General features: G+C 70.2%; 21 protein-coding genes. 11 read left to right on the top strand and 10 right to left on the bottom strand.

Annotated elements, in window-relative coordinates; translation table 11 throughout:
• Positions 1-210: 210 nt before the first annotated feature.
• A complete protein-coding gene (locus tag ACWGI2_RS10430; protein WP_453395046.1) occupies positions 211-402 on the bottom strand; it encodes a DUF1059 domain-containing protein in 192 nt (63 codons plus the stop codon).
• Positions 403-708: 306 nt separating this feature from the next.
• Here ACWGI2_RS10430 and ACWGI2_RS10425 point away from each other — a divergent pair, with 306 nt between their 5' ends.
• The 5 genes from ACWGI2_RS10425 to ACWGI2_RS10405 all read left to right on the top strand — a co-directional run bounded on the left by ACWGI2_RS10425 (position 709) and on the right by ACWGI2_RS10405 (position 5,445).
• Entirely contained in the window at positions 709-1,569 is an 861-nt protein-coding gene (locus ACWGI2_RS10425) for a TraR/DksA family transcriptional regulator (protein WP_453694901.1), read from the top strand.
• Positions 1,570-1,647: 78 nt separating this feature from the next.
• A complete protein-coding gene (gene lspA / locus ACWGI2_RS10420; protein WP_453694900.1) occupies positions 1,648-2,238 on the top strand; it encodes a signal peptidase II in 591 nt (196 codons plus the stop codon).
• An 86-nt stretch (positions 2,239-2,324) separates the two neighbouring features.
• Positions 2,325-3,266, top strand: a complete 942-nt coding sequence (locus ACWGI2_RS10415) for an RluA family pseudouridine synthase (protein WP_453395043.1) — start codon at positions 2,325-2,327, stop codon at positions 3,264-3,266.
• Entirely contained in the window at positions 3,263-3,733 is a 471-nt protein-coding gene (locus ACWGI2_RS10410; protein WP_453395042.1) for a GNAT family N-acetyltransferase, read from the top strand. Before ACWGI2_RS10415 ends, ACWGI2_RS10410 begins: the two co-directional genes overlap by 4 nt.
• A 122-nt stretch (positions 3,734-3,855) precedes the next feature.
• Positions 3,856-5,445: a Na+/H+ antiporter gene (locus tag ACWGI2_RS10405; RefSeq protein ID WP_453395041.1), complete on the top strand. Its 1,590-nt coding sequence runs from the start codon at positions 3,856-3,858 to the stop codon at positions 5,443-5,445.
• Positions 5,446-5,469: 24 nt separating this feature from the next.
• Here the strand turns inward: ACWGI2_RS10405 and ACWGI2_RS10400 are convergent, their stop codons facing one another.
• On the bottom strand, positions 5,470-6,561 hold the full coding sequence (locus ACWGI2_RS10400; RefSeq protein WP_453694899.1) for a mechanosensitive ion channel family protein: 1,092 nt from the start codon (positions 6,559-6,561) through the stop codon (positions 5,470-5,472).
• Between the two features lie 30 nt (positions 6,562-6,591).
• On the opposite strand from ACWGI2_RS10400, the gene ACWGI2_RS10395 reads away from it, so the two are divergent.
• The gene (locus ACWGI2_RS10395) at positions 6,592-7,161 is read left to right on the top strand and encodes a dienelactone hydrolase family protein (RefSeq protein WP_453694898.1); all 570 of its coding nucleotides are present in this window, start codon (positions 6,592-6,594) and stop codon (positions 7,159-7,161) included.
• A 16-nt stretch (positions 7,162-7,177) separates the two neighbouring features.
• Here the strand turns inward: ACWGI2_RS10395 and ACWGI2_RS10390 are convergent, their stop codons facing one another.
• From ACWGI2_RS10390 to ACWGI2_RS10370, 5 genes are all read right to left on the bottom strand, one after another.
• Positions 7,178-8,623 (bottom strand): protein kinase domain-containing protein, encoded by a 1,446-nt coding sequence (locus tag ACWGI2_RS10390; protein WP_453694897.1) that lies wholly within the window; start codon positions 8,621-8,623, stop codon positions 7,178-7,180.
• Between the two features lie 46 nt (positions 8,624-8,669).
• The gene (locus ACWGI2_RS10385) at positions 8,670-10,328 is read right to left on the bottom strand and encodes an alkaline phosphatase D family protein (RefSeq protein ID WP_453694896.1); all 1,659 of its coding nucleotides are present in this window, start codon (positions 10,326-10,328) and stop codon (positions 8,670-8,672) included.
• 104 nt (positions 10,329-10,432) lie between these two features.
• Positions 10,433-11,251 (bottom strand): thioredoxin domain-containing protein, encoded by an 819-nt coding sequence (locus ACWGI2_RS10380; RefSeq protein WP_453694895.1) that lies wholly within the window; start codon positions 11,249-11,251, stop codon positions 10,433-10,435.
• A 69-nt stretch (positions 11,252-11,320) separates the two neighbouring features.
• Positions 11,321-12,007: a hypothetical protein gene (locus tag ACWGI2_RS10375; protein WP_453694894.1), complete on the bottom strand. Its 687-nt coding sequence runs from the start codon at positions 12,005-12,007 to the stop codon at positions 11,321-11,323.
• A 92-nt stretch (positions 12,008-12,099) separates the two neighbouring features.
• The gene (locus ACWGI2_RS10370; RefSeq protein ID WP_453395034.1) at positions 12,100-13,428 is read right to left on the bottom strand and encodes a DUF2252 domain-containing protein; all 1,329 of its coding nucleotides are present in this window, start codon (positions 13,426-13,428) and stop codon (positions 12,100-12,102) included.
• 190 nt (positions 13,429-13,618) lie between these two features.
• Here ACWGI2_RS10370 and dnaE point away from each other — a divergent pair, with 190 nt between their 5' ends.
• Positions 13,619-17,161: a DNA polymerase III subunit alpha gene (dnaE, locus tag ACWGI2_RS10365; RefSeq protein ID WP_453395033.1), complete on the top strand. Its 3,543-nt coding sequence runs from the start codon at positions 13,619-13,621 to the stop codon at positions 17,159-17,161.
• Positions 17,162-17,246: 85 nt separating this feature from the next.
• Here the strand turns inward: dnaE and ACWGI2_RS10360 are convergent, their stop codons facing one another.
• Positions 17,247-17,432, bottom strand: coding sequence for a hypothetical protein (locus ACWGI2_RS10360; RefSeq protein ID WP_249590455.1), 186 nt, complete (start codon positions 17,430-17,432; stop codon positions 17,247-17,249).
• Between the two features lie 236 nt (positions 17,433-17,668).
• On the opposite strand from ACWGI2_RS10360, the gene ACWGI2_RS10355 reads away from it, so the two are divergent.
• The 4 genes from ACWGI2_RS10355 (at position 17,669) to ACWGI2_RS10340 (ending at position 21,662) form a co-directional block, all read left to right on the top strand.
• Positions 17,669-18,949 (top strand): NYN domain-containing protein, encoded by a 1,281-nt coding sequence (locus ACWGI2_RS10355; protein ID WP_453395032.1) that lies wholly within the window; start codon positions 17,669-17,671, stop codon positions 18,947-18,949.
• A 75-nt stretch (positions 18,950-19,024) separates the two neighbouring features.
• Entirely contained in the window at positions 19,025-20,059 is a 1,035-nt protein-coding gene (locus tag ACWGI2_RS10350; RefSeq protein WP_453395031.1) for an ABC transporter ATP-binding protein, read from the top strand.
• 40 nt (positions 20,060-20,099) lie between these two features.
• Positions 20,100-20,918 carry an ABC transporter permease gene (locus tag ACWGI2_RS10345; protein WP_453395030.1) on the top strand — a complete coding sequence of 273 codons (819 nt, stop codon included), beginning with the start codon at positions 20,100-20,102 and terminating at the stop codon, positions 20,916-20,918.
• 78 nt (positions 20,919-20,996) lie between these two features.
• The gene (locus ACWGI2_RS10340) at positions 20,997-21,662 is read left to right on the top strand and encodes a DUF2567 domain-containing protein (RefSeq protein WP_453694893.1); all 666 of its coding nucleotides are present in this window, start codon (positions 20,997-20,999) and stop codon (positions 21,660-21,662) included.
• Between the two features lie 121 nt (positions 21,663-21,783).
• Here ACWGI2_RS10340 and ybaK read toward each other — a convergent pair whose 3' ends face one another.
• Positions 21,784-22,290, bottom strand: coding sequence for a Cys-tRNA(Pro) deacylase (ybaK, locus tag ACWGI2_RS10335; RefSeq protein ID WP_453694892.1), 507 nt, complete (start codon positions 22,288-22,290; stop codon positions 21,784-21,786).
• 33 nt (positions 22,291-22,323) lie between these two features.
• Positions 22,324-23,061 carry an LON peptidase substrate-binding domain-containing protein gene (locus ACWGI2_RS10330; RefSeq protein WP_453694891.1) on the bottom strand — a complete coding sequence of 246 codons (738 nt, stop codon included), beginning with the start codon at positions 23,059-23,061 and terminating at the stop codon, positions 22,324-22,326.
• Between the last annotated feature and the right edge of the window lie 4 nt (positions 23,062-23,065).

Raw genomic sequence — 23,065 nt, 5'->3', positions numbered from 1 at the left:
CGGCTTTCTTCCGGCGGCTCCGGGGTGATCTTCGCGTCGTGCCTGCCCCCGGGCTCACACCGTCCCCGGGTCGCTCATGGCCGCGTACGCCGCTACTCGTCCCCATCCACGCTTCTCGCTCCGCCCAGTGTACGGGGCCGGGGCGGACCCGGCCGACCGGTTATCGCGGGCTTCCGGGCGGGCCGCGGGCGGGGCGGCGGGCCTGCGGCTTCAGGCGTGCTGGGGGATCTCGTCCCGGAGGGACTCGCGGACCATCTTCCGCAGCTCCGGGCTGTCGGTGTGCCCGTGGACGGACACGGCGTGCTCGCTGGCGGCGCGGACCACTTCTTCCTCTTCGCCGGAGATGGCGAGGGTGCAGTTGGTCTCGCTCGGGAATTCTCGGCAGTCGGCTGTCTTGCGCATGGCGCACCTTCTTCGGTCATGCACCAGTTTATGCCTGTTTCCCGCCTCGAAGCGGGCTCGGGAGCGATGCGGTCGAGGCCGCCGGGACTGACCCGAATGGCGACATGCGGAGCGTCCGCGTCCTGGCCCGTCGCACCGGGCGGATTACCCGGCTGGGAGCTGGGCACAACGCATGCATGCTCGCCGCGCGGCACCCGTGGGGCGGGCGCATCAGGCGGCGTGCCCCGTTGCCGCGGACCCTGAGTCGATTTATCGTCCCAGCACGATTGCGCGAGCAAGATCACAAAATGTGAAGGGGCCGCGGCCATGGTGGCGAAGAAGACCGCCGTACAGCATTCGGCGTCGGGCAGATCCACGGGCGCGGCCACGAAGAAGACCGCCGCCAAGAAGGCCGTGGTGAAGAAGGCAGCCACGAAGAAGGCCGCCGCCAAGAAGGCGGTCGCCAAGGTCGCCGACATCGGTAAGAAGACAGCGACCGGTGCAGGGGAGGGCGCGGCCAAGGAGTCCTCCCCGGCGAAGAAGAAGGCTCCCGCGGCGAAGAAAGCCCCTGCGGCGAAGAAGGCCCCCGCGGCCAAGAAGACAGCTGCCAAGAAGAGCACAGCCAGGAAGAGCACGGCCAAGAAGACGGCTGCGACAGTGGCCGAGGGTGCGGCTCAGGCCGCGGAGACGACGGGAGCCACGACAGTGGTCACGAAGAAGACTCCGGGCACGGCGACGGCAGCCAAGAAGCCGACGGCGGTGCCCAAGGCGCGCATCGCGGCGGCGGAACCCGGTGAGCTCGCGGTCCGCCCCGGCGAGGACCCCTGGACCCCGGAGGAGGTCGAGGAGGCCCGCGCGGACCTCCAGAGCGAGGCACTGCGGCTCGGCAGCGAGATCACCTCCTCCGAGGACGCCCTGGCGGGTCTGATGCGCGACTCCGGGGACGGCGCCGGCGACGACGACGCGGACACCGGCACGAAGAACATCACGCGGGAACATGAGATGTCCCTGGCCGCCAACGCGCGCGAAATGCTCCTCCAGACCGAGCGCGCCCTGGAGCGGCTGGACGCCGGGACGTACGGCATCTGCGAGAACTGCGGCAATCCCATCGGCAAGGCGCGGATGCAGGCCTTCCCCCGCGCGACGCTGTGCATGGACTGCAAGCAGAAGCAGGAACGGCGCTACTGAACACGGCCTGACCACCTGGTGCCGTACGTGTGTGCCGTACCCTCGTCCCCAGTCAGGTACCTAGGTTGAGGGACTCACGTGGCAGAGGCGGAGCGCATCATCGGTACGCCGGATATCCCTGAGGCTGCTGGGCGGGACGAGGCAGGGGACGAGACGGCCTCGCCGGACGAGAAGCCGGGCAAGGGCAAGCGCAAGATCCTCGTCCTGTTCGCGGTGGCCGTGCTGGCGTATGCCCTGGACCTCGTCAGCAAGATGATCGTTGTCGCGAAGCTCGAGCACCACGAGCCGATCGAGATCATCGGGGACTGGCTCCAGTTCAACGCCATCCGGAACGCGGGCGCCGCCTTCGGGATCGGTGAGGCCTTCACCGTGATCTTCACCTGCATCGCGGCGGCCGTGATCGTGGTGATCGCCCGCCTCGCCCGCAAGCTCTACAGCCTGCCGTGGGCGATCGCCCTCGGCATGCTGCTCGGCGGCGCCCTGGGGAACCTCACCGACCGGATCTTCCGTGCCCCCGGTGTGTTCGAGGGAGCGGTGGTCGACTTCATCGCGCCGAAGGGCTTCGCGGTGTTCAACCTCGCGGACTCGGCGATCGTGTGCGGTGGCTTCCTGATCGTGATCCTGTCCTTCCGCGGCCTGGACCCGGACGGGACCGTCCACAAGGACTGATCTCCTGGGGGTGCGTGAGGGGTCCGGCGGGGTCCTGAGGGGTCCGGCGGTGCGGGAGTGTCAGTGCGCTCCTGCATACTCAATGGGTGAGCACGATTCCCGAGATCCGTACCCTGCCCGTGCCGGACGGCCTGGAGGGCGAGCGCGTCGACGCCGCCATCTCTCGCATGTTCGGTTTTTCCCGCACGAAGGCCGCCGAGCTGGCGGCGGCAGGCAAGGTGATGGTCGACGGCAGCGTGGTCGGCAAGTCCGAGCGTGTGCACGGCGGCGCCTGGCTGGAGGTGGAGATGCCGCAGGCGCCCGCTCCGGTGCAGATCGTCGCCGAGCCCGTCGAGGGCATGGAGATCATCCATGACGACGACGACATCCTCGTGATCGTCAAGCCGGTGGGCGTGGCCGCGCATCCGAGCCCCGGCTGGACCGGCACCACGGTGATCGGCGGCCTCGCGGCCGCCGGGTATCGCATCTCGACCTCCGGCGCCGCCGAGCGCCAGGGCATCGTGCACCGCCTCGACGTGGGCACCTCCGGCCTGATGGTGGTCGCCAAGTCGGAGCGCGCGTACACCTCCTTGAAGCGCCAGTTCAAGGAGCGCACGGTCGACAAGCGCTACAACGCCCTTGTGCAGGGCCACCCCGACCCGATGAGCGGCACGATCGACGCCCCCATCGGCCGCCACCCGAACCACGACTACAAGTGGGCGGTCACGGCCGAGGGCAAGCCCTCCGTCACGCACTACGACCTCATCGAGGCGTTCCGGGCGGCCTCGCTGCTCGACATCAAGCTGGAGACCGGGCGCACGCACCAGATCCGCGTGCACATGGCGGCCCACCGCCACCCGTGCGTGGGCGACCTGACGTACGGCGCGGACCCCACGCTCGGCAAGCGGCTCGGCCTCACGCGCCAGTGGCTGCACGCGGTGCGGCTCGGCTTCGAGCACCCCGGCGACGGCCAGTGGGTGGAGTTCGAGAGCACGTATCCGGACGACCTCCAGCAGGCGCTCGACCGGGTCCGGGCAGAGAGCTCATGAGCACCGGGGTCATCTGCCGGGTCGCGGTCGAGCCCGACGACCTGGAGGCCTGCTTCGCGGTCCGCAAGGAAGTCTTCGTCGTGGAACAGCAGGTCCCCGAGGACCTCGAGTACGACGCGTACGACGCCGAAGCGGTGCACGTCATCGCTGTCCGCGAGGATGGGTTTGCGCTGGGCACGGGCCGTCTGCTCACCGGCGCGGCGGCCGCGGCCAAGAACGGCGGCGACGCCGAGGTGGGCGCGCTCGGCCGCCTCGCGGTGACGCGGGCCGCCCGCGGACTCGGTGTCGGAGCGGCTCTGGTGCGGGCGATCGAGGACGCGGCACGCGCGCGTGGCCTCACCGCGGTCGACCTGCACGCGCAGACGCACGCCCTGGGTTTCTACGAACGGCTGGGATACGAGGTCTACGGCCCCGAGTTCCCGGACGCGGGGATTCCGCACCGGGCGATGAGGAAGGCGCTGGCCTAGCGCCGCCACCGGCATTGGCCCGGTTCGGGGGGAACGCGTGGCAGGGTTGAGGTCTTGATCGTTCGAGGCTCGAATCGTCTCGGACCGCCTCGAACCGCCTCGAAACCGCCGGAGGGCGCACCGTGGACCAGCTGGCGCTGCTGCTCATTCTGTTGCTCGGTGCCGTGGTGACGGTGCCGCTGGGGGAGCGGCTCGGGCTGCCCGCGCCCGTCCTCATGACGCTGGCCGGGATCGTGCTCGCCTTCGTCAGCTGGGTACCGAACGTCGAGATCCCGCCCGACTACATCCTTCCGCTGGTCCTTCCGCCCTTGCTGTACGCGGCCGTCCAGCGCACCTCCTGGCGGCAGTTCACGGCCAACAGACGACCCATCTTCCTGCTCGCCGTAGCCCTCGTCTTCGTGACCACGGCAGCGGTCGCCGCGATCGCCAACTCGGTCGTCCCCGGGCTTCCGATCGCCGCGGCCGTGGCGCTCGGCGCGCTCGTGGCGCCGCCCGACCCGGTCGCGGCGACCGCCGTCGCGGGGTCGCTCGGGCTGCCGCGGCGGCTCGTGTCGATCCTGGAGGGGGAGGGGCTCTTCAACGACGTCACGGCGATCGTGCTCTACCACGTGGCGATCGCGGCGGCGATCAGCGGGACGTTCTCATGGCCGTCGGCGGTGGGGCAGCTGGTGCTCTCCGGGGTGGTCGCCGTCGCCGTGGGGTTCGCGCTCGGCTGGCTCACCAACAAGCTCATGGGGCTGCTCGGTGAGGCCACCCTGCAGACCGGCCTGACGCTGCTCGTGCCTTTCGTGAGCTACGTGCTCGCCGAGGAACTGCTTGGCTCCGGCGTGCTCGCCGTACTGACCACCGCGCTCTATCTGGCGGAGCACGGCGCCGACGCCGACGACGTGCTCGGCCGGATCACCGGGCAGACGTTCTGGCAGATCGTCGACACCCTGGTCACCGGTGTCGCCTTCGGGCTCATCGGTCTCGAACTGCACAACGTCTTCGGCACGGCGAACGGCCGCGAGCTGCAGATGATCGGTTGGGGCGCGGCGGTCGTCGCGGTCGTCGTCGGCGTACGACTGCTGTGGCTGCTGCCCGCGACCTGGCTCGCCAAGCGGCTGCACAAGCTGCGGGACTACGACGAGGACATCCCGACGACCTGGCGCGAGACCGTCGTCATGTGGTGGTCCGGGATGCGCGGTGTGGCATCGGTCGCCCTCGCCCTGGCCATTCCGCTCAAGACGGAGAACGGCGATCCCTTCCCGGCCCGCGACGAGATCATCTTCATCGCCTTCTGCGTGATCATGGCCACCCTCGTCGTCCAGGGGCTCACCCTGCCCTGGCTGGTGAAGAAGCTCGGGGTGAAGGCGGACACCGACGCCGAGCGGGCCGTCGAGCGTGACCTCGCCATCCGGGCGGCCAAGGCGGCCAAGCGCCGCCTCAAGGAGATCGAAGAGGTCGAGGAGCTGCCGGAGGATCTCTCGGAGCGGCTGCTGCGCGGGGCCTTCGACATCGGGGCCAGGATCAGCCCCGACATCGTCGACGACGAACGGCGCGAGCGGTACTCCAAGCGCGCCGACCGTCTCAAGGCGGTCCAGCGCATCCAGCGCGACATGATGTCGGCCGCCCGCCACGAGATCCTCGCCGCGCGCAGCGAACCCGGCGCCGATCCGGAGATCGTCGACCGGGTCCTGCACCAACTCGACGTACGCAGCCTGCGGTCCTGAGGCGGGCCGCCTCCCGGGGCAGGCTCAGCCCCGGCCCGTGCGCGGCACGATCGGCGGGGGCGGATGCGGATGGTCGCCGTCCGGCGGCGGTTCGGCCCAGGCCGTGCTGACCTTCGGCAGCGCGTACGCGTGATGCTCGGTCAGCCAGCGGACCAGGTGCTCGCGCACCGTGACCCGCACCGTCCAGATGTCGTCGGCGTCCTTGGCGGTGACCAGGGCACGCACCTGGATCGTGTTCGGCGTCGTGTCCGTGACCGCGAGGCCCCAGTCCCTGCCGTCCCAGGCGGCGCACTCGCGCAGGATGTCCTGGAGCTTCTCGCGCATCTCGGTGATGGGCGCCGAGTGGTCCAGCTGGAAGAAGACCGTGCCGGTCATCTGGGCGCCGCCGCGCGACCAGTTCTCGAAGGGCTTCGACACGAAGTACGACACCGGCATCGTGATCCGGCGCTCGTCCCAGGTCCGTACGGCAAGGAAGGTCAGAGTGATCTCGTCGATCGTGCCCCACTCGCCGTCCACGACGACCGTGTCGCCGATCCGCACCATGTCACCGAAGGCGATCTGCAGCCCGGCGAAGAGATTCGCCAGCGTGGACTGGGCGGCGACGCCCGCGACGATGCCGAGTACGCCCGCCGACGCGAGCAGGGACGTCCCGGCCGCCTGCATGGCGGGGAACGTCAGGAGCATCGCTCCGACGGCCACGACACCGACGATCGCGGTGACCACCCGCTGGATGAGGGTGACCTGCGTACGCACCCTTCGGACGCGGGCAGGATCGCGATGGGCGTTGGCGTATTGGGAGTAGGTGGCCTCGACGACGGCGGTCGCGATGCGGACGAGGAGCCAGGCCACCGACCCGATGAGCACCAGGGTCAGGATCTGCGCGATACCCGCCGCATGGTCCTTGCCGATCTCCGCTTGTTCGAAGGAGCCGCGCAACAGGGCGGCGCACAGGGAAAGTTGCAGGGGCAGCCGGCAGCGGCGCAGCAGACCCCACAGTGGGGTGTCGGGGTGACGGTCGTCGGCCCGGCGCAGCAGCACATCGGCCAGCCAAACCACGGCCAGCGTGAGCACGACCGAGCCGCCGACCACGATCAACGGACGCAGTACGTTCTCCATGCCCCCGAGGGTAGGTGGCACGATGGCCTCATGAACATCATGCTTTTCCACTCGACGTACGGGCTGCGGCCCGCGGTGCACGCGGCGGCCGACCGGCTGCGCGCGGAGGGACACGAGGTGTGGACGCCCGACCTCTTCGACGGGCGCACCTTCGACACCGTCGAGGAAGGCATGGCCTTCAAGGACGAGCTCGGCAAGGACGAGCTCCTGAAGCGGGCGATTCTGGCCTCCGCGCCGTACTCCGAGCGTGGTCTCGTCTACGCCGGGTTCTCGCTCGGCGCCGCCACCGCGCAGACCCTCGCCCTCGGCGACGACAAGGCGCGCGGGCTGCTGCTCCTGCACGGCACGTCCGACATCGCGGAGAACACGACGGTGGACGAGCTGCCGGTGCAGCTGCACGTCGCCGAGCCCGACCCGTTCGAGACGGACGACTGGCTGAGCGCGTGGTACCTCCAGATGGGGCGCGCGGGCGCCGACGTCGAGGTCTACCGCTACGCGGGGGCGGGCCACCTCTACACCGACCCCGACCTGGACGACTACGACGCCGAGGCGGCGGAGGCGACCTGGCGGACGGCGATCGGCTTCCTGGAGACGCTGTAGCGGCGAGCGCGGCCGTTCACGCGCGCGTGCAGCGGCCCACCGGGGCGTCGGCGGGCGGTTTGCACATCACGCCGAAGTCGGCGTCGCTGGAGCTGAGATACCGTCCGGCGCAGTCCTTGTCGGTGGTCCTGCCGCGCTCCTCGCAGAACCGCAGGGCGGCCCGGCCGTCCGCGAAGGGCCCGGGGGCGTAGATCACCCAGAAGCCCGGCCGCAGCGAGGCGTAGTCGTCGCTGCGCAGGTACTGCGCCTCCGGCACGTCCTCGCGCACGGCCGCGAGCCGGCGGTCGCGGGCGTCCGTGCCGGAGCCGACGGGCTCGGAGAAGAGCTGGGCGATCCAGCTGCCCGACGCGGGCGGGGCGCCGGGGGAGGACTCCGGGCGCCCGGGCGTCTCAGCGGGCTTCGGCGACGCCTTGGGCGAAGCCTGTGCGGAGGCGCCCGCCCCGTTCCTGCCCTGGGCCTTGTCCGCCTTCGACCCGTCCTGCAGCGCGAGCACCAGTGCGGCACCGGCCACCAGGGCGAGCGTCACCGCGACCGACGCGACGAGCACAGGCGTACGTCTTCGGGGCTCGGCGGGCGGCGGACCCACCGGGAGCGCAGACCGCTCCGAGACCAGCGTGGGCTGCCGGGTGACGCCGTTCGCCACCGCGGCGAGCATCGCGTCGAGGCGTTCCGCGTCCGGGCGCAGCGCCGGGTCCCGCACCAGCAGGGCGATCAGGGCCGGGGTGAGCGCCCCCGAGCGCACGGGCGGCGGCACCGGGTCGTCGAGCACGGCGGCGAGTGTGGCGAGGGTCGTGGCGCGCCGCAGCGGGCTGACGCCCTCCGCGGCTACGTAGAGGACGACGCCGAGTGACCAGAGGTCGGACGCCGGGCCCTGGTGCTTGCCGCGGATGCGCTCGGGCGCGATGTACTCGGGCGAGCCGATCAGATCGCCGGTCGCGGTGAGCTGCGTGGAGCCCTGGAGCGAGGCGATGCCGAAGTCGGTGAGGACCACGGAGACGCCGGTGCCGGGGGCCTCCTCCCGCAGCAGGATGTTCGCGGGCTTCACATCCCGGTGCAGGATGCCCGCCGCGTGGGCGACGCGCAGCGCCGAGAGCAGCTGGCGGCCGATGCGCGCGGCCTCCTCCGGCGGCAATGTCCCCTGCTCCAGGAGATCTTGGAGCGTGCGCCCCGGCAGCAGCTCCATCACCAGCCAGGGGTGCGGGCCCGTGTCCACGATGTGGTGGATCGTCACCACGTGGGGGTGGTTGAGGCGGGCCAGCGCCCTGGCCTCGCGCAGCACCCGCTCCCGCAGGACGCGCGACTGCTCGTCCGTGAGCTCGTGCCCCGCGGGGCGCACTTCTTTGACGGCCACCTCTCGGTGCAGCACGGTGTCGCGCGCCCGCCACACCGTGCCCATGCCTCCGCTGCCGAGCCGCTCGATGAGCTCGAAACGGCCGTCCACCACATCCCCCGGGTCACTCATGCCGTCAGAGTAGAGGGCGGCTTCGACAGCGCCGGATGTGCCCCGGTCAGCGCACCGGCGAGTACGCCCGCTCGACCCGCTGGGTGCCGCTGAGCGTGCGGTACGAACGGGCCCACTTGGACGTCGCCTTGGGGTCCTTGCGGTCGGACAGGACGTAGTAGTCCATCTGCGAGCCCTCGGCGGTGACGTCGAGGACGCCGTACCCGTGCGAGTCCATGTCCAGCCACTTCACATGGCGGTTGGCCGCCTTCACCGCGCCCACCGCGACCAGCGAGAGGGTGTGCGGGGCGACGTGCAGCATGTCGTCCACGTTGTCGGAGGTCACGGACGTGACCACGAACTCCGTGGCCGCGGAGGGCGATCCGGGGTACGTGGCGGCCCTGACCGGTACGTCGTTCGCCCACGCCATGTGGATGTCCCCGGTGAGGAAGACCGTGTTCCGGATGGCCTTGTCGACCAGGTGGGAGATGAGCTCCTTGCGGTCGTCGGTGTAGCCGTCCCACTGGTCGCCGTTGACGGCGAGGCCTTCCTTGGGCAGGCCGAGCAACTCCGCGATGGGTTCCAGGAGATGGGCCGGCACGGAACCGAAGGCGACCGGCGAGATCATCACCGAGGTGCCGACCAGCTTCCAGGAGGCGTCGGACGAGGCGAGGCCCGCCTTCAGCCAGTCGAGCTGGGCGCGGCCCGTGATCGTACGGTCCGGGTCGTCCACGTCACCGCTGCCGAATCCCGCCTGCTCGGAGCGGAAGGAGCGCAGGTCGAGCAGGTGCAGATCGGCCAGCTTGCCGAAGCGCAGGCGGCGGTAGACGGTCCCTTCAGTAGAAGGGCGTACGGGCATCCACTCGAAGTACGCCTGCTTGGCGGCTGCCATGCGCTGTGCCCAGTCGCCCTCGGTCTCGGGGGAGTGGTTCACGGCGCCGCCCGACCAGGTGTTGTCGGCGAACTCGTGGTCGTCCCAGATCGCGATGAGGGGGTGCGCCGCGTGCATCGCCTGGGCGTCCGGGTCGGTCTTGTGGGCGCCGTGCCGCGTGCGGTAGTCGGCGAGGCTGACGATCTCGTGCCGCGGCTCGTGCTGACGTACTCCGTACTCGGCGGCCGGATATTCGCCGCTCTGGTACTCGTAGATGTAGTCGCCGATGTGGAGTACCGCGTCGAGTTCGGTGCGGGCCGCGAGATGGCGGTACGCGGAGAAGTAGCCGGCCTCCCAGTTGGCGCAGGACACCACGCCGAACCGGACGCCGGGGGCCGCCGCTTCGTGTGCGGGGGTGGTGCGGGTGCGGCCCACGGGGGAGTGCGTGTCACCCGCGGAGAAGCGGAAGTAATAGGTGGTGGCAGGGCTCAAGCCCCTTACGTCGGCCTTGACCGTGTGGTCGGTCGTGGCCCGCGCGGTCAGGCTGCCTCGGCCGACGATCTGGGTGAAGCCCTTGTCCTTGGCCATCTCCCACTTCACCTCGGTGTCGGGCCCCTTGCCCGAGCCGGGCGAGGCCTCGGGTATCGGAGTCACGCGGGTCCACAGCAGGACGCCGTCGGGCAGGGGGTCGCCGGATGCGACTCCGTGGTGGAACGCGGGCCCTTCGGCGGCGTGGGCGAGGGGAGCCGCGGCGAGCGGCGCGAGGGCCGTGGTGGCGGCAGCGGCCTTGAGAGCCGTACGGCGGCTCGGGGCCGGGGAGTTGAGCGGTCTGTGTGCGCTGTTTCGACTGGTCACGAGCGATTACCTTACTGATCAGTAATCGCCAAGAGCGGGCGAATTATGAAACATTCGCCCGCTCTTTCGCCAAGTGCCGCTCAGCGCACGGCTCTAGTGCCGGTTCAGCCCTTCAGTGCCGCGTCGATGGCCTTCTTGTAGTCCTCGACCGTCGAGGGCGCGTTCTTCTTGTCGGGCCCGGTCAGCTTCTTGCCGTCCATGACGAAGGAGGGCGTGCCGTCGACGCCGTCCTTGTTGTCGTCGAACTTCTTCGACATCTCCAGGGCCCAGCGGTCGTACGTGCCGTCCTTGACGTCCTTCGCGAAGGTCTTGCTCTTCTTGAGCTCAGGGACCTCGTTCGCGATCTTGGTGAGGTACGCGTCGTCCTTGAACTTGTCCTCCGTCTCGGAGGGGTGGTTCTCCTTGGAGAACATGGCCTTCTTGTAGTCGAGGAAGGCCTGGTCGCTCACGTTCAGGGCCGCGCCCATCGCGCTCAGCGCGTTCTTGGAGCCCTCACCCGTGAGGTTGCGGTCAAGGAACGAGGCACCGATGAACTGGATCTTGTACTTGCCGTCCTTCAGGTCCTTCTCGACCGTCGGGCCCACGGTCTGCTCGAAGCTGGCGCAGACCGGGCAGCGCGGGTCCTCGTAGACCTTGAGGGTCTTCTTGGCGCTGTCCTTGCCGATGACGACGGTCGTGCCGTCCGTGCCCGCGGAGTTCGCCGGCTTGACCAGCTTCTCGTCCTTGGCGGCTTCCCAGTGGCCGGGCTTGTTGGCCTGCATGACGGCGTAGCCGACGCCGCCCGCGATCGCCAGGACCGCGACGACGGAGACGCCGACGACCATGGTCCGCTTCCGCTTCTGCCGCTTGCGCTCGGCTTCCTGCTGGGCGCGGATCCGCTCGCGGGCCGCCGACTTGGCCGCCTGGCTGTTGCGCTTGCTCATGATGATGTTCTCCGTAGGGGTGACATGCGTGGGGACGGTGGTGCTCGGGCGAAGACGGCCGAGCACGGCTCAGGCGAAGACGGCCGAGCTCGGCGGTCCACGCCGTCCCACGAAATGCACGAGAAGCCGCGTACGCGCGGTCCGCACCCGGTGCGCGGGGCGCGGGGCGCGCCGGGCGGGCCGGAGGCGGATGCTCACCGCGGCGACCGCGATGAGCAGCGGCCGGAAGGTGGAGGCGGCCACCGCGCGCAGGACCTGGGCCAGGGCGCGTTCGCCGCGCCGCAGCCAGGCCGCCGCGATCAGGCCGACCGCGATGTGTGCGCCGAGCAGCAGCCAGGCGGCGCCCGGATCGGCGTCGGCGAGCAGCACGGCGGCACGGTGTCCGTCACCGCCGGTCATCTGGGCCAGCGGGGTGCCGACGCTCGCGCCGCCGCACAGCACGTCGAAGCCGACGGAGCGCAGCGGGCCCGCGACGGGACCGCCCGCCTCGCCGTAACAGACGTGCTGCCCCGTGGTGAACACCGTGTCGGCGGCCAGCTCAAGGGGGATCAGCAGGGCGGCGATGCGGCCGAAGCCACGCTCGCGCCCCGCCAGGGCGTACGCGATGACGAAGACGGCGGCCGCGATCACGGCGACGGTGGTCAGCGGCAGCGGGGCGCGGGACAGCAGCACGTGCGACGCGGCGGAGAGTGTCACGACGAGCGTCGTGAAGAGCGCCGCGCGCACGGCTCTGAGCTGGGTCCCGGATATGTCCATCGCGCAGCCGAGTGTGCCATGTGCTCCCATAAGGCAGCCCTAAAGGGTGCCTATGAGTTACACGGCTGAGTTACACGGCGTCGTCCTCGTGTCTACAGACCCGGAATCCGGCCGTTACGGAACAGGTCGACGAAGATCTGGTGGTCCCTGCGGGCGCGCGCGCCGTACTCGTGCGCGAAGTCCACGAGCAGGTCCCCGAAGCCCTCTTCGTCCGCCGCGATGGCCGCGTCGATCGCCCGCTCCGTGGAGAACGGCACCAGGTCCGAGTGGCCGCTCTCATCGTCCGCCGCGGAGTGCATCGTGGCGGTGGCGCGGCCCAGGTCGGCGATGACCGCGGCGATCTCGTCCCAGTCGTCGATGTCCGACCAGTCCAGGTCCACCGCGTACGGAGAGACCTCGGCGACCAGCTGTCCGGCGCCGTCGAGCTCGGTCCAGCCGAGCCACGGGTCGGCGTGCGCCTGGAGCGCGCGCTGCGAGATGACCGTGCGGTGGCCCTCGTGCTGGAAGTAGCCACGGACCGCGCCGTCGGTGATGTGCCGCGAGACGGCCGGGGTCTGCGCCTGCTTGAGGTAGATCACGACGTCGTTCTCCAGGGCGTCGCTGTTGCCCTCCAGAAGGATGTTGTACGAGGGCAGGCCCGCGGAGCCGATGCCGATGCCGCGGCGTCCGACGACGTCCTTCACCCGATACGAGTCGGGGCGGGTGAGGGAGGACTCGGGCAGCGTCTCCAGATAGCCGTCGAAGGCGGCAAGGACCTTGTACCGGGTGGCGGCGTCGAGCTCGATGGAGCCGCCGCCCGGGGCGAAGCGGCGCTCGAAGTCGCGGATCTCCGTCATGGAGTCCAGGAGGCCGAAGCGGGTCAGCGAGCGCGCGTCGCGCAGCGCGTCCAGGAGCGGGCCCTGGGCGGTGTCCAGGGTGAAGGGCGGCACCTCGTCGCTCTTGGCGCCGGTCGCCAGGTCGTGGATCCGCTCGCGGTACGCGGCGGCGTAGATCCGCACCAGGTCGGTGATCTGCTCGTCGCTGAGCGCCTTCGTGTAACCGATCAGGGCCACGGAGGCGGCGAAGCGCTTCAGGTCCCAGGTGAAGGGGCCCACGTACGCCTCGTCGAAGTCGTTCACGTTGAAGATCAGGCGGCCCTGGGAGTCCATGTACGTGCCGAAGTTCTCCGCGTGCAGGTCGCCGTGGATCCACACCCGCCCCGTGCGCTCGTCCAGGTAGGGCCCGCCGTGCTGCTCGCGCTCCAGGTCCCCGTAGAAGAGGCAGGCCGTGCCGCGGTAGAACGCGAACGCGGAGCCTGCCATCTTCCGGAACTTGACCCGGAACGCGGCGGGGTCCGCGGCGAGCAGCTCGCCGAACGCGGTGTCGAAGACGGAGAGGATCTGCTCGCCGCGCTGCTCAGCGGTGGGCTGCGGTTCCGACATCGCGGGGTGCCTCCAGGTAACGGGTGGTGCCAGGTGGTGCATGACATTTTGGACAGGTGCTCCGACCAGTCCAACGCACGACGGTACCCCCGAGTGCCCGTCGCTTGTCAGTGCTCCGGATTAGACTTCCACGCTGTCCCCCCAGACTGCCCGCAGCCTGTCGCCAAGAGTTCCCCGGAGGCCTCCCGCCGTGACCAAGCCGCCCTTTACGCACCTCCACGTCCACACCCAGTACTCGCTGCTGGACGGTGCCGCGCGGCTCAAGGACATGTTCAACGCCTGTAATGAGATGGGCATGACGCACGTCGCCATGTCCGACCACGGCAACCTCCACGGGGCGTACGACTTCTTCCACTCGGCGCAGAAGGCGGGCGTCACGCCGATCATCGGCATCGAGGCCTATGTGGCCCCGGAGTCCCGCCGTAACAAGCGGAAGATCAAGTGGGGCCAGCCGCACCAGAAGCGCGACGACGTGTCCGGTTCGGGTGGTTACACCCACAAGACGATCTGGGCGGCGAACAGCACCGGCCTGCACAACCTCTTCCGGCTGTCCTCGGACGCGTACGCCGAGGGCTGGCTGCAGAAGTGGCCGCGCATGGACAAGGAGACGATCTCCCAGTGGTCGGAGGGCCTGATCGCCTCCACCGGCTGCCCCTCGGGAGAGCTCCAGACCCGGCTGCGCCTGGGCCAGTTCGACGAAGCGGTGAAGGCTGCCGCCGAGTACCAGGACATCTTCGGCAAGGACCGGTACTTCCTGGAGTTGATGGACCACGGCATCGACATCGAGCGCCGGGTCCGCGACGACCTGCTCCGGGTCGGCAAGAAGCTCGGCATCCCGCCGCTGGTGACGAACGACTCGCACTACACGTACGCGCACGAGTCCGTCGCCCACGACGCCCTGCTCTGCATCCAGACCGGCAAGAACCTCTCGGACCCGGACCGCTTCCGCTTCGACGGCACCGGCTACTACCTGAAGTCCACGGACGAGATGTACGCCATCGACTCCTCGGACGCCTGGCAGGAAGGCTGCCGCAACACGCTCCTGGTGGCCGAGCAGATCGACACCACCGGCATGTTCGAGAAGCGCGACCTCATGCCCAAGTTTGAGATCCCGGAGGGCTTCACCGAAGTCACCTGGTTCCAGGAAGAGGTCCGGGTCGGCATGGCCCGCCGCTACCCGGGCGGTGTCCCCGAGGACCGGCAGCAGCAGGCCGAGTACGAGATGGACATCATCATCCAGATGGGGTTCCCGGGGTACTTCCTCGTGGTCGCCGACTTCATCATGTGGGCCAAGAACAACGGCATCGCGGTGGGCCCGGGCCGTGGCTCCGCGGCCGGCTCGATCGTCGCGTACGCGATGGGCATCACCGACCTCGACCCCATCACGCACGGCCTGATCTTCGAGCGGTTCCTCAACCCCGAGCGCGTGTCCATGCCCGATGTCGACATCGACTTCGACGAGCGCAGGCGCGTCGAAGTGATCCGGTACGTGACCGAGAAGTACGGCGCCGACAAGGTCGCCATGATCGGCACGTACGGAAAGATCAAGGCGAAGAACGCCATCAAGGACTCCGCGCGCGTGCTCGGATATCCGTACGCGATGGGCGACCGCCTCACCAAGGCGATGCCCGCCGACGTCCTCGGCAAGGGCATCGACCTCTCCGGCATCACGGACCCCAAGCACCCTCGCTACAGCGAGGCGGGCGAGATCCGGGGGATGTACGAGAACGAACCGGACGTGAAGAAGGTCATCGACACCGCGAAGGGTGTGGAGGGCCTGGTCCGGCAGATGGGCGTGCACGCGGCCGGCGTCATCATGTCCAGCGAGCCGATCGTGGACCACGCGCCGATCTGGGTGCGGCACACGGACGGCGTGACGATCACGCAGTGGGACTACCCCCAGTGCGAGTCGCTCGGCCTGCTCAAGATGGACTTCCTGGGCCTTCGAAACCTCACCATCATGGACGACGCCGTCAAGATGGTGCGGAACGACAAGGGCATCGACCTGGAGATGCTCTCGCTCCCGCTGGACGACCCGAAGACCTTCGAACTGCTCTGCCGCGGTGACACGCTCGGTGTCTTCCAGTTCGACGGCGGCCCGATGCGTTCGCTGCTGCGCCAGATGCAGCCCGACAACTTCGAGGACATTTCCGCCGTCTCGGCCCTGTACCGGCCGGGCCCGATGGGCATGAACTCGCACATCAACTACGCGGAGCGCAAGAACGGCCGCCAGGAGATCACGCCGATCCACCCGGAGCTCGAAGAGCCCCTGAAGGAGACGCTCGGTCTGACCTACGGCCTCATCGTGTACCAGGAGCAGGTGCAGAAGGCCGCGCAGATCATCGCCGGGTACTCCCTCGGTGAAGCCGACATCCTGCGCCGCGTGATGGGCAAGAAGAAGCCCGAGGAGCTGGAGAAGAACTTCGTCCTCTTCCAGGCGGGCGCCCGGAAGAACGGCTACTCGGACGCCGCGATCCAGGCCCTGTGGGACGTCCTGGTCCCCTTCGCCGGATACGCCTTCAACAAGGCGCACTCCTCCGCGTACGGCCTCGTCACGTACTGGACCGCCTACCTCAAGGCGAACTACCCCGCCGAGTACATGGCCGCGCTGCTCACCTCGGTGAAGGACGACAAGGACAAGTCGGCGATCTACCTCAACGAGTGCCGGCGCATGGGCATCAAGGTCCTTCCGCCCAACGTGAACGAGTCCGTGCACAACTTCGCCGCGCAGGGCGACGACGTGATCCTCTTCGGCCTGGAGGCCGTGCGGAACGTCGGTACGAACGTGGTCGAGTCGATCGTCCGCTCGCGCAAGGCCAAGGGGAAGTTCGCCTCCTTCCCCGACTACCTCGACAAGGTCGAGGCCGCCGCGTGCAACAAGCGCACCACGGAGTCGCTGATCAAGGCGGGCGCCTTCGACACCATGGGGCACACCCGCAAGGGCCTGACCGCGCAGTACGAGCCCATGATCGACAACGTGGTGCAGGTCAAGCGCAAGGAAGCGGAAGGGCAGTTCGACCTCTTCGGGGGGATGGGCGACGAGTCCGGCGGGGACGAGCCGGGCTTCGGGCTCGACGTGGAGTTCTCCACCGACGAGTGGGAGAAGACGTATCTCCTCGCCCAGGAGCGGGAGATGCTCGGTCTGTACGTCTCCGACCACCCGCTGTTCGGCCTGGAGCACGTGCTGTCCGACAAGGCCGACGCGGGCATCGGACAGCTCACCGGCGGTGACTACTCGGACGGCTCGATCGTCACCATCGGCGGCATCATCTCCGGCCTCCAGCGCAAGATGACCAAGCAGGGCAACGCCTGGGCGATCGCGACCGTCGAGGACCTCGCGGGCTCCATCGAGTGCATGTTCTTCCCGGCGACGTATCAGCTCGTCTCGACCCAACTCGTCGAGGACGCCGTGGTGTTCGTCAAGGGCCGCCTCGACAAGCGCGAGGACGTGCCGCGCCTGGTCGCGATGGAGCTCCAGGTCCCCGACCTGTCGAACGCGGGGACAAACGCGCCCGTCCTGATCACCATCCCGACGGTGAAGGTGACCCCGCCGATGGTCAGCCGCCTCGGCGAGATCCTCAGCCACCACCGCGGCAACAGCGAGGTGCGGATCAAGCTCCAGGGCGCGCAGAAGACGACGGTGCTGCGGCTCGACCGCCACCGGGTGCAGCCGGATCCCGCCCTTTTCGGTGACCTGAAGGTGCTGCTCGGCCCGTCCTGCCTGGCCGGGTAGGCCCCGCCGGACACGTCGGCGCATGAGAAGGGGCGCACCCGGAAGTCCGGGTGCGCCCCTTCACGCATATACGCCTGCGTGGGCGTCAGTTGTGGCCGAAGCGACGCTGGTGCTTGCGGGCGACCTCGGCCGGGCTGCCCTGCGACTGCACGGCGTCCTTCATCCTCGACTCGGCCTGCTCCGCGGACGACTTGGCCTGCTCCTGCGCCTGCTCCGCGGCCGAAGCGCGGTTCTGTTCGCCGCCCTGCTTACGGTTCTTGTTCTTGGCCATGGTGATCTTCCTCCTGAGGGGGATCTGGGGGCCAGGACGCGACCAGATTCACATATGCCGACAAGGTGCGCATTTCAGAGAATTACCGTGCGTAATAAGCCCTGTCGGAGAGTGAAGTCGAGATACGCCACGCCGAAGATCGAGTTCCGGCCGTTAACCTCCGCCGGGTCGGGCAGACTCGAAGGAAACCCGAACCATTACTTCCAGGGAATCTCCAGGGAAAGAGGGTGGATCGCGTGGACCGCTGCATCGTCCTGGTGGACGCCGGGTATCTGCTGGGTGCCGCCGCGAGTCTCCTCGCGGGCGAGCCCTCCCGGTCCCGGATCACCGTCGATCACACCGCCCTGATCCAGGGCATCCGTGAGCGAGCCGAATCCGACACCGAGCGCCCCCTCCTGCGGATCTACTGGTTCGACGGAGCCCCCGACCGCGTACCGCAGCCCGAGCACCGCAGGCTGCGCGTCATGCCGCGCGTGACGGTCCGCCTCGGCGCGCTGACCCGCAGCGACGGCCGGTGGGCCCAGAAGGGCGTCGACGCCGCCATGCACGCCGAGCTGACGGAGCTGGCCCGCAACCGCGCCTGCTCGGACATCGTGCTCGTCACCGGCGACGGCGACCTGCTGCCCGGCATGATGGCCGCCAAGGAGCACGGCGTCGCCGTCCACCTGTGGGCCGTCCAGGCCGCCGACGGGGACTACAACCAGTCCGAGGACCTCGTGGCCGAGGCCGACGAGCGCCGCGTCCTGGACCGTGCCTGGATCACCAAGGCCGTACGCCCCAAGGAGCTCACCGGCGTCTGCGCGCCCCCTCCCGTCCCGCGCCCCGAGATCGCCGCGATCCTCTCCGCGCCGCTGCCGGAGTCCGCGCTCGCGGCAAGCGCCCAGCGGGCCGCCGACGAGGCCGCCGGGGTCCAGCACGCACAGCACGGCCAGCACGCCGAAGCGGGGACAGGGGCCGGAGCCGGCGCCAACGGTGACAGCGGCGGCGCCCACCACATCCCGCCGGGCAAGGGCGTGCCCACCCCCAAGGACCTGGCCGCCCTGCGCGGCCCCGGCACCACCCAGGCCGCGCAGCACCCCACCAACGCCACCCTGCGCTGGTCCTCCGACAAGGGTTGGGTCGAGCGCCCCGGCGGCGCCGCGGAGAGCCCGGAGGCCGCCGCCCTGCCGACGCTCGCCCAGCTGACCACCGCCGAGCAGCGCTGGGCCGACCGCGAGGAGGACATCACCACGGTCGGCGGTGACCCCTTCGAGGTCGGGCAGGTGTTCGCGCGCCGCTGGATGGCCCGCCTGCCGGAACAGCACAACCTCCAGAAGCTCTCGACGATGTACCCGCGCATCCCGCACCGCGTCGATGGCGAGCTCCTGCGGTACGCGGCCCGCTTCGGCCTGCTCGCCCACAAGGACGACCAGATCGACGAACACGACCGGTACGCGATCCGGGCGGGCTTCTGGCGCGAGATCGACGTCCACACCGCGGTGGAGCACGCACCGGTGGGTGACCGCTCCGGCGAGTGAACACATGACCGATACGGGGCGTACGGGGCGCCCCGGGCGTCGTACCGGGCACGGGACCCCGTACCCTCGTCCTTCGTGAGTACGCGCTCGGCACAGGCAGTCCGACAGGGGCTCCGACAGGGTCACGGCAGTGATGCCGTCTGCGCGGTGCGCGACCTCGTCAAGACGTATCCCGCCGCCCGTGGCAGGCGCGGCACGCCCGCGACGCCCGAGGTGCGCGCCACCGACGGCATCAGCCTGGAGGTCAGGCGCGGCGAGATCTTCGGCCTCCTCGGGCCCAACGGCGCGGGCAAGTCCACCCTCGTACGTCAGCTGACCGGCCTGATGCGGCCCGACAGCGGGAGCGTCGAGATCCTCGGGCACGACATCCTGCGCCACCCCGAGCGGGCCGCGCGGATCCTCGCGTACCTGGGGCAGGAGTCCACCGCGCTCGACGATCTGACCGTCTCGCTCGCCGTCGAGACGACCGCGCGGCTGCGCGGCCTCGACGTGCGCGCGGCGCGGGCCGAGCGGGACGGTGTACTCGAAGAACTCGCGCTCACCGGCCTGGCCTCGCGGCCCCTGAAGAAGCTTTCCGGCGGGCAGCGCAGGCTCGCCTGCTTCGCCACCGCCCTGGTGGGGGAGCGGCCGCTGCTCGTCCTGGACGAGCCGACGACCGGCATGGACCCCATCGCGCGGCGCGCCGTGTGGGGCGCGGTCGACCGGCGCAGGGCCGAGCGTGGCACGACGGTGCTGCTCGTCACCCACAACGTCATCGAGGCCGAGACGGTCCTCGACCGCGTCGCCGTGCTCGACCACGGCAAGGTCATCGCCTGCGACAGCCCCCTGGGTCTCAAGGAGCAGGTCGCGGGCGAGGTACGGGTGGAGCTCGTCTGGCGGGAGCGGGCGCCGCTGGATGTCCCCGAGGTCGCCGCGCTGCGCTCGTCCGCGGTGGAGTCCGGGCGGAAGTGGTCCCTGCGGCTCGCCCCGGACGAGGCGCGGGCCGCCGTCGCGGCGGTCACCGGCGGGGCCGCCTTTGCCGCCCTGGACGACTTCACCCTGGCCACACCGAGCTTGGAGGACGTGTATCTCGCCCTGGGCGGGAACGGGGAAGGGCTGGTGAAGGCGTGACCTTCGCCGGGCGGATGAACAGCAACAGGAGGGTTGTCCGGTGAGTGCCGTTCCCCTGGAAGCGGCCGTACGGGCCGACGACCGCGAGTGGCAGGACGATGCCGCCGAGCCCCTGGGGCCCCGCGCGCGGCTGTTTCCCGCGCTTGCCGCCGTCTACCGGGCGCAGCTGTCCCGGGCCCGGGTCGCCCGCATTCCGCTGCTCTTCGTGGCGACCTTCCAGTCCGTCGGGATCATGATCCTGATGCGGGGCGTCGTGGACGGGGGAGGCGAGGCGCGTGCCGTCGTCGCCGGGTCCTCCGTGCTCGTCGTCGCGTTCGTCGCGCTCAACCTGCTCGCGCAGTACTTCGGGCAGCTGCGGGCCGACGGCGGCCTCGACCACTACGCCACGCTGCCCGTGCCGCCCGCGTCGGTGGTCCTCGGCGCCGCGGCGGCCTACGCCTCGTTCACCGTGCCGGGCACGCTCGTCACCGCGGTCGTCGGATGCGGCCTCTTCGGGCTCCCGCTGGCCCACCTGTGGGTGCTCGCAGCGGTGATCCCGCTGGCCGGTGCCGCGCTCGCCGGGCTCGGTGCCGCCCTCGGGCTGCTCGCGCCCCGGCCCGAACTGGCCACGCTGCTCGGGCAGTTGGGCATGTCAGCGGCCCTGCTCCTCGGTGTGCTGCCGGCCGAGCGGATGCCCGGCTTCCTGCAGTACGCCCGTGACCTGCTGCCTTCCACGTACGGAGTCGAGGCGTTCGCCCGTACCTTCGGGCCGCATCCGGACTGGGCCGCCGTCGCCCTGGATCTCGCGGTCTGCGCGGGGGTCGGCGTCGCCTCGCTGGCGATCGCCACCTGGGCGTACCGCCGTGCGGCCGTGCGCTGAAGCGGACTTCGCCGTGGTCCCGCGCGGTCCTCGCTGTGCGGTGAAGCGGTACTCAGGCAGTACTGGCACCATGTGTGGGTGACTGCACCGCTGACGCCCTCCCAGCCGCCCCACGACCAGCCCCCGCACGACCCCTGGCAGCAAGCCGCTCAGCCGTCCGGAGCCGTTCCCCCGTCGGCGCACGAGGAGGACGGTCCCGACATGAAGACCGAAGTGCGGCAGGCCGCTGTGATCGCGCTCGCGGTGGCCGTCAGTGGACTCCTGCTCGGGCTGCTGTGGCTGTGGCTCGCGCCGCGCGTGCCGCTGATCGCGGACAACGAGGCGGTGTTCCTCAAGGACACCGAGGGCGAGCAGGCGATCGGCGTCGACGGCACGTTCACTCTCCTCGCGCTCGCGTTCGGCGCGGTGAGCGGCGCGGTGGTGTTCCTGCTGCGCAGGCGGGGCGGGATTCCACTGGTCATCGGGCTGACGGCAGGGGGCCTGCTGGGGGCCGTGATCGCCTGGCGTCTGGGGATCTTCCTCGGGCCCGAGACGGATGTCGTCGCCCACGCGAAGTCCGTGGGCAAGGGGATCGCGTTCGACGCCCCTCTGGAGCTCAAGGCCAAGGGTGCGCTGCTCGCCTGGCCCGTGGCCGCGCTGCTCGTGCATCTGGGCCTTACCGGCCTCTTCGGGCCGCGGGACCCTGAGCCGTACCCCATGGCGTACGGGGACGACCCAGGGCGGACCGACGGCAACCCCGCCTGAGAGATCTCAGGCCGGGCGCCTTCCGTGATTCGCCTTGCCCTTGCGGACCCGCCACTTCCTCTTGCGTGTCTTCTTCGACATGAGGGTGGTACTAGTCGAGCCCGCGGCCCCCGTCGAGGCCCTATTCACGCCCGATCGGGGCCAGCACCGCACCCGTGAGCCGCGCCAGGTCGCCGGGGGCCAGCTCCACTTCCAGGCCCCTGCGGCCCGCCGAGACGCAGATCGTGGCGTGCGCCGACGCCGAGTCGTCCAGGACCGTGCGGAGCTTCTTGCGCTGGCCCAGGGGCGAGATGCCGCCCCGTACGTACCCCGTGGTGCGTTCGGCGGCCGCGGGGTCCGCCATCACCGCGCGCTTGCCGGAGACGGCCGTGGCCAGGGCCTTGAGGTTCAGGGTGCCCGCCACGGGGACGACGGCCACCGTCAGCTCGCCGTCGACCTCCGCGACCAGGGTCTTGAAGACCCGGTCGGGGGAGACGCCCATGGCCTGCGCCGCCTCTTCGCCGTACGAGGGGTGCGCGGGGTCGTGTTCGTAGGCGTGGACGGTGTAGTCGGCGCCCGCCGCGGCGAGGGCGACGGTCGCCGGGGTGCCGCCGGCGCCCGACTGCTGTTTCTTCTGCTTCTTCGCCAAAGCGCTCGCGCCTTACGTCAGTTGAGGCTCGTGTCAGTTGAGGCTCGTGGTGCCGCGCGTCAGGTCCGTCGCGGGCAACGACGGCAGATTACGGATGATGGCGGTCTCGGCGCGAAGGACTTTCAGCTCTTCGCGCAGGCGCGACGCCGTGTCCGGCGCTTCGAGGAGCCGCTGCTTGGTGGGGGTGTCGAGGACGGCGGCGGCCGCGACGAGATACGACACCACGGACGGGTCGTCCGGCAGTTCGGCGCCCGTGGACAGGGACCGCTCGCGCGCCCCGGCGAGCCGCTTCTGGTAGGAGCGAAAGGCCCGCAGGACGCCCTCGGCGAGGGTGCCCGCCTCCTCGCCCGGTTCCTCGGGCAGCTCCTCGACCTCCGCGGTCAGGAAGGCGCCCGACGCGTCCACGGAGTGCAGGCGCACGCGTGAGGTGCCGGTGGCGAGCACCTCGAAGCCGCCGTCGGCGCGCTCCCTGATCGTCGCCGCGTCCGCGATGCAGCCCACCGCGTGGAAGGCCTTGAGCGGGTCGTCCCCGAAGCCGGCCGGCCCCTGCTCGGGCTGCGAGGTGGGGTCCGGGAGACCCGGGGCGCTCGGCGCCACCTCGAGGCCGTCGCGGATCGCGACGACCGCGAAGAGGCGCTGCTCCTCGTCGGGAGTCTTGAGCAGGTCGCGCATCATGGCGCGATAACGCTCCTCGAACACGTTCAGCGGGAGCACGAGTCCCGGGAACAGCACCGAGTTGAGCGGGAAGAGCGGAAGCCGGACGGTGGTCACGAGC

Source organism: Streptomyces sp. NPDC054866 (assembly GCF_053610745.1).
The sequence above is the reverse complement of the archived record's forward strand: the minus strand, read 5'-3'. Positions and strand labels throughout refer to the sequence as shown.

Bases quoted from the DNA above. Each gene is read 5' to 3' on its own strand.
- ACWGI2_RS10430 (WP_453395046.1), bottom strand. From the start codon at position 402: ATGCGCAAGACAGCCGACTGCCGAGAATTCCCGAGCGAGACCAACTGC.
- ACWGI2_RS10425 (WP_453694901.1), top strand. From the start codon at position 709: ATGGTGGCGAAGAAGACCGCCGTACAGCATTCGGCGTCGGGCAGATCC.
- ACWGI2_RS10410 (WP_453395042.1), top strand. From the start codon at position 3,263: ATGAGCACCGGGGTCATCTGCCGGGTCGCGGTCGAGCCCGACGACCTG.
- ACWGI2_RS10400 (WP_453694899.1), bottom strand. From the start codon at position 6,561: ATGGAGAACGTACTGCGTCCGTTGATCGTGGTCGGCGGCTCGGTCGTG.
- ACWGI2_RS10395 (WP_453694898.1), top strand. From the start codon at position 6,592: ATGAACATCATGCTTTTCCACTCGACGTACGGGCTGCGGCCCGCGGTG.
- ACWGI2_RS10390 (WP_453694897.1), bottom strand. From the start codon at position 8,623: ATGAGTGACCCGGGGGATGTGGTGGACGGCCGTTTCGAGCTCATCGAG.
- ACWGI2_RS10380 (WP_453694895.1), bottom strand. From the start codon at position 11,251: ATGAGCAAGCGCAACAGCCAGGCGGCCAAGTCGGCGGCCCGCGAGCGG.
- ACWGI2_RS10375 (WP_453694894.1), bottom strand. From the start codon at position 12,007: ATGGACATATCCGGGACCCAGCTCAGAGCCGTGCGCGCGGCGCTCTTC.
- ACWGI2_RS10370 (WP_453395034.1), bottom strand. From the start codon at position 13,428: ATGTCGGAACCGCAGCCCACCGCTGAGCAGCGCGGCGAGCAGATCCTC.
- ACWGI2_RS10360 (WP_249590455.1), bottom strand. From the start codon at position 17,432: ATGGCCAAGAACAAGAACCGTAAGCAGGGCGGCGAACAGAACCGCGCT.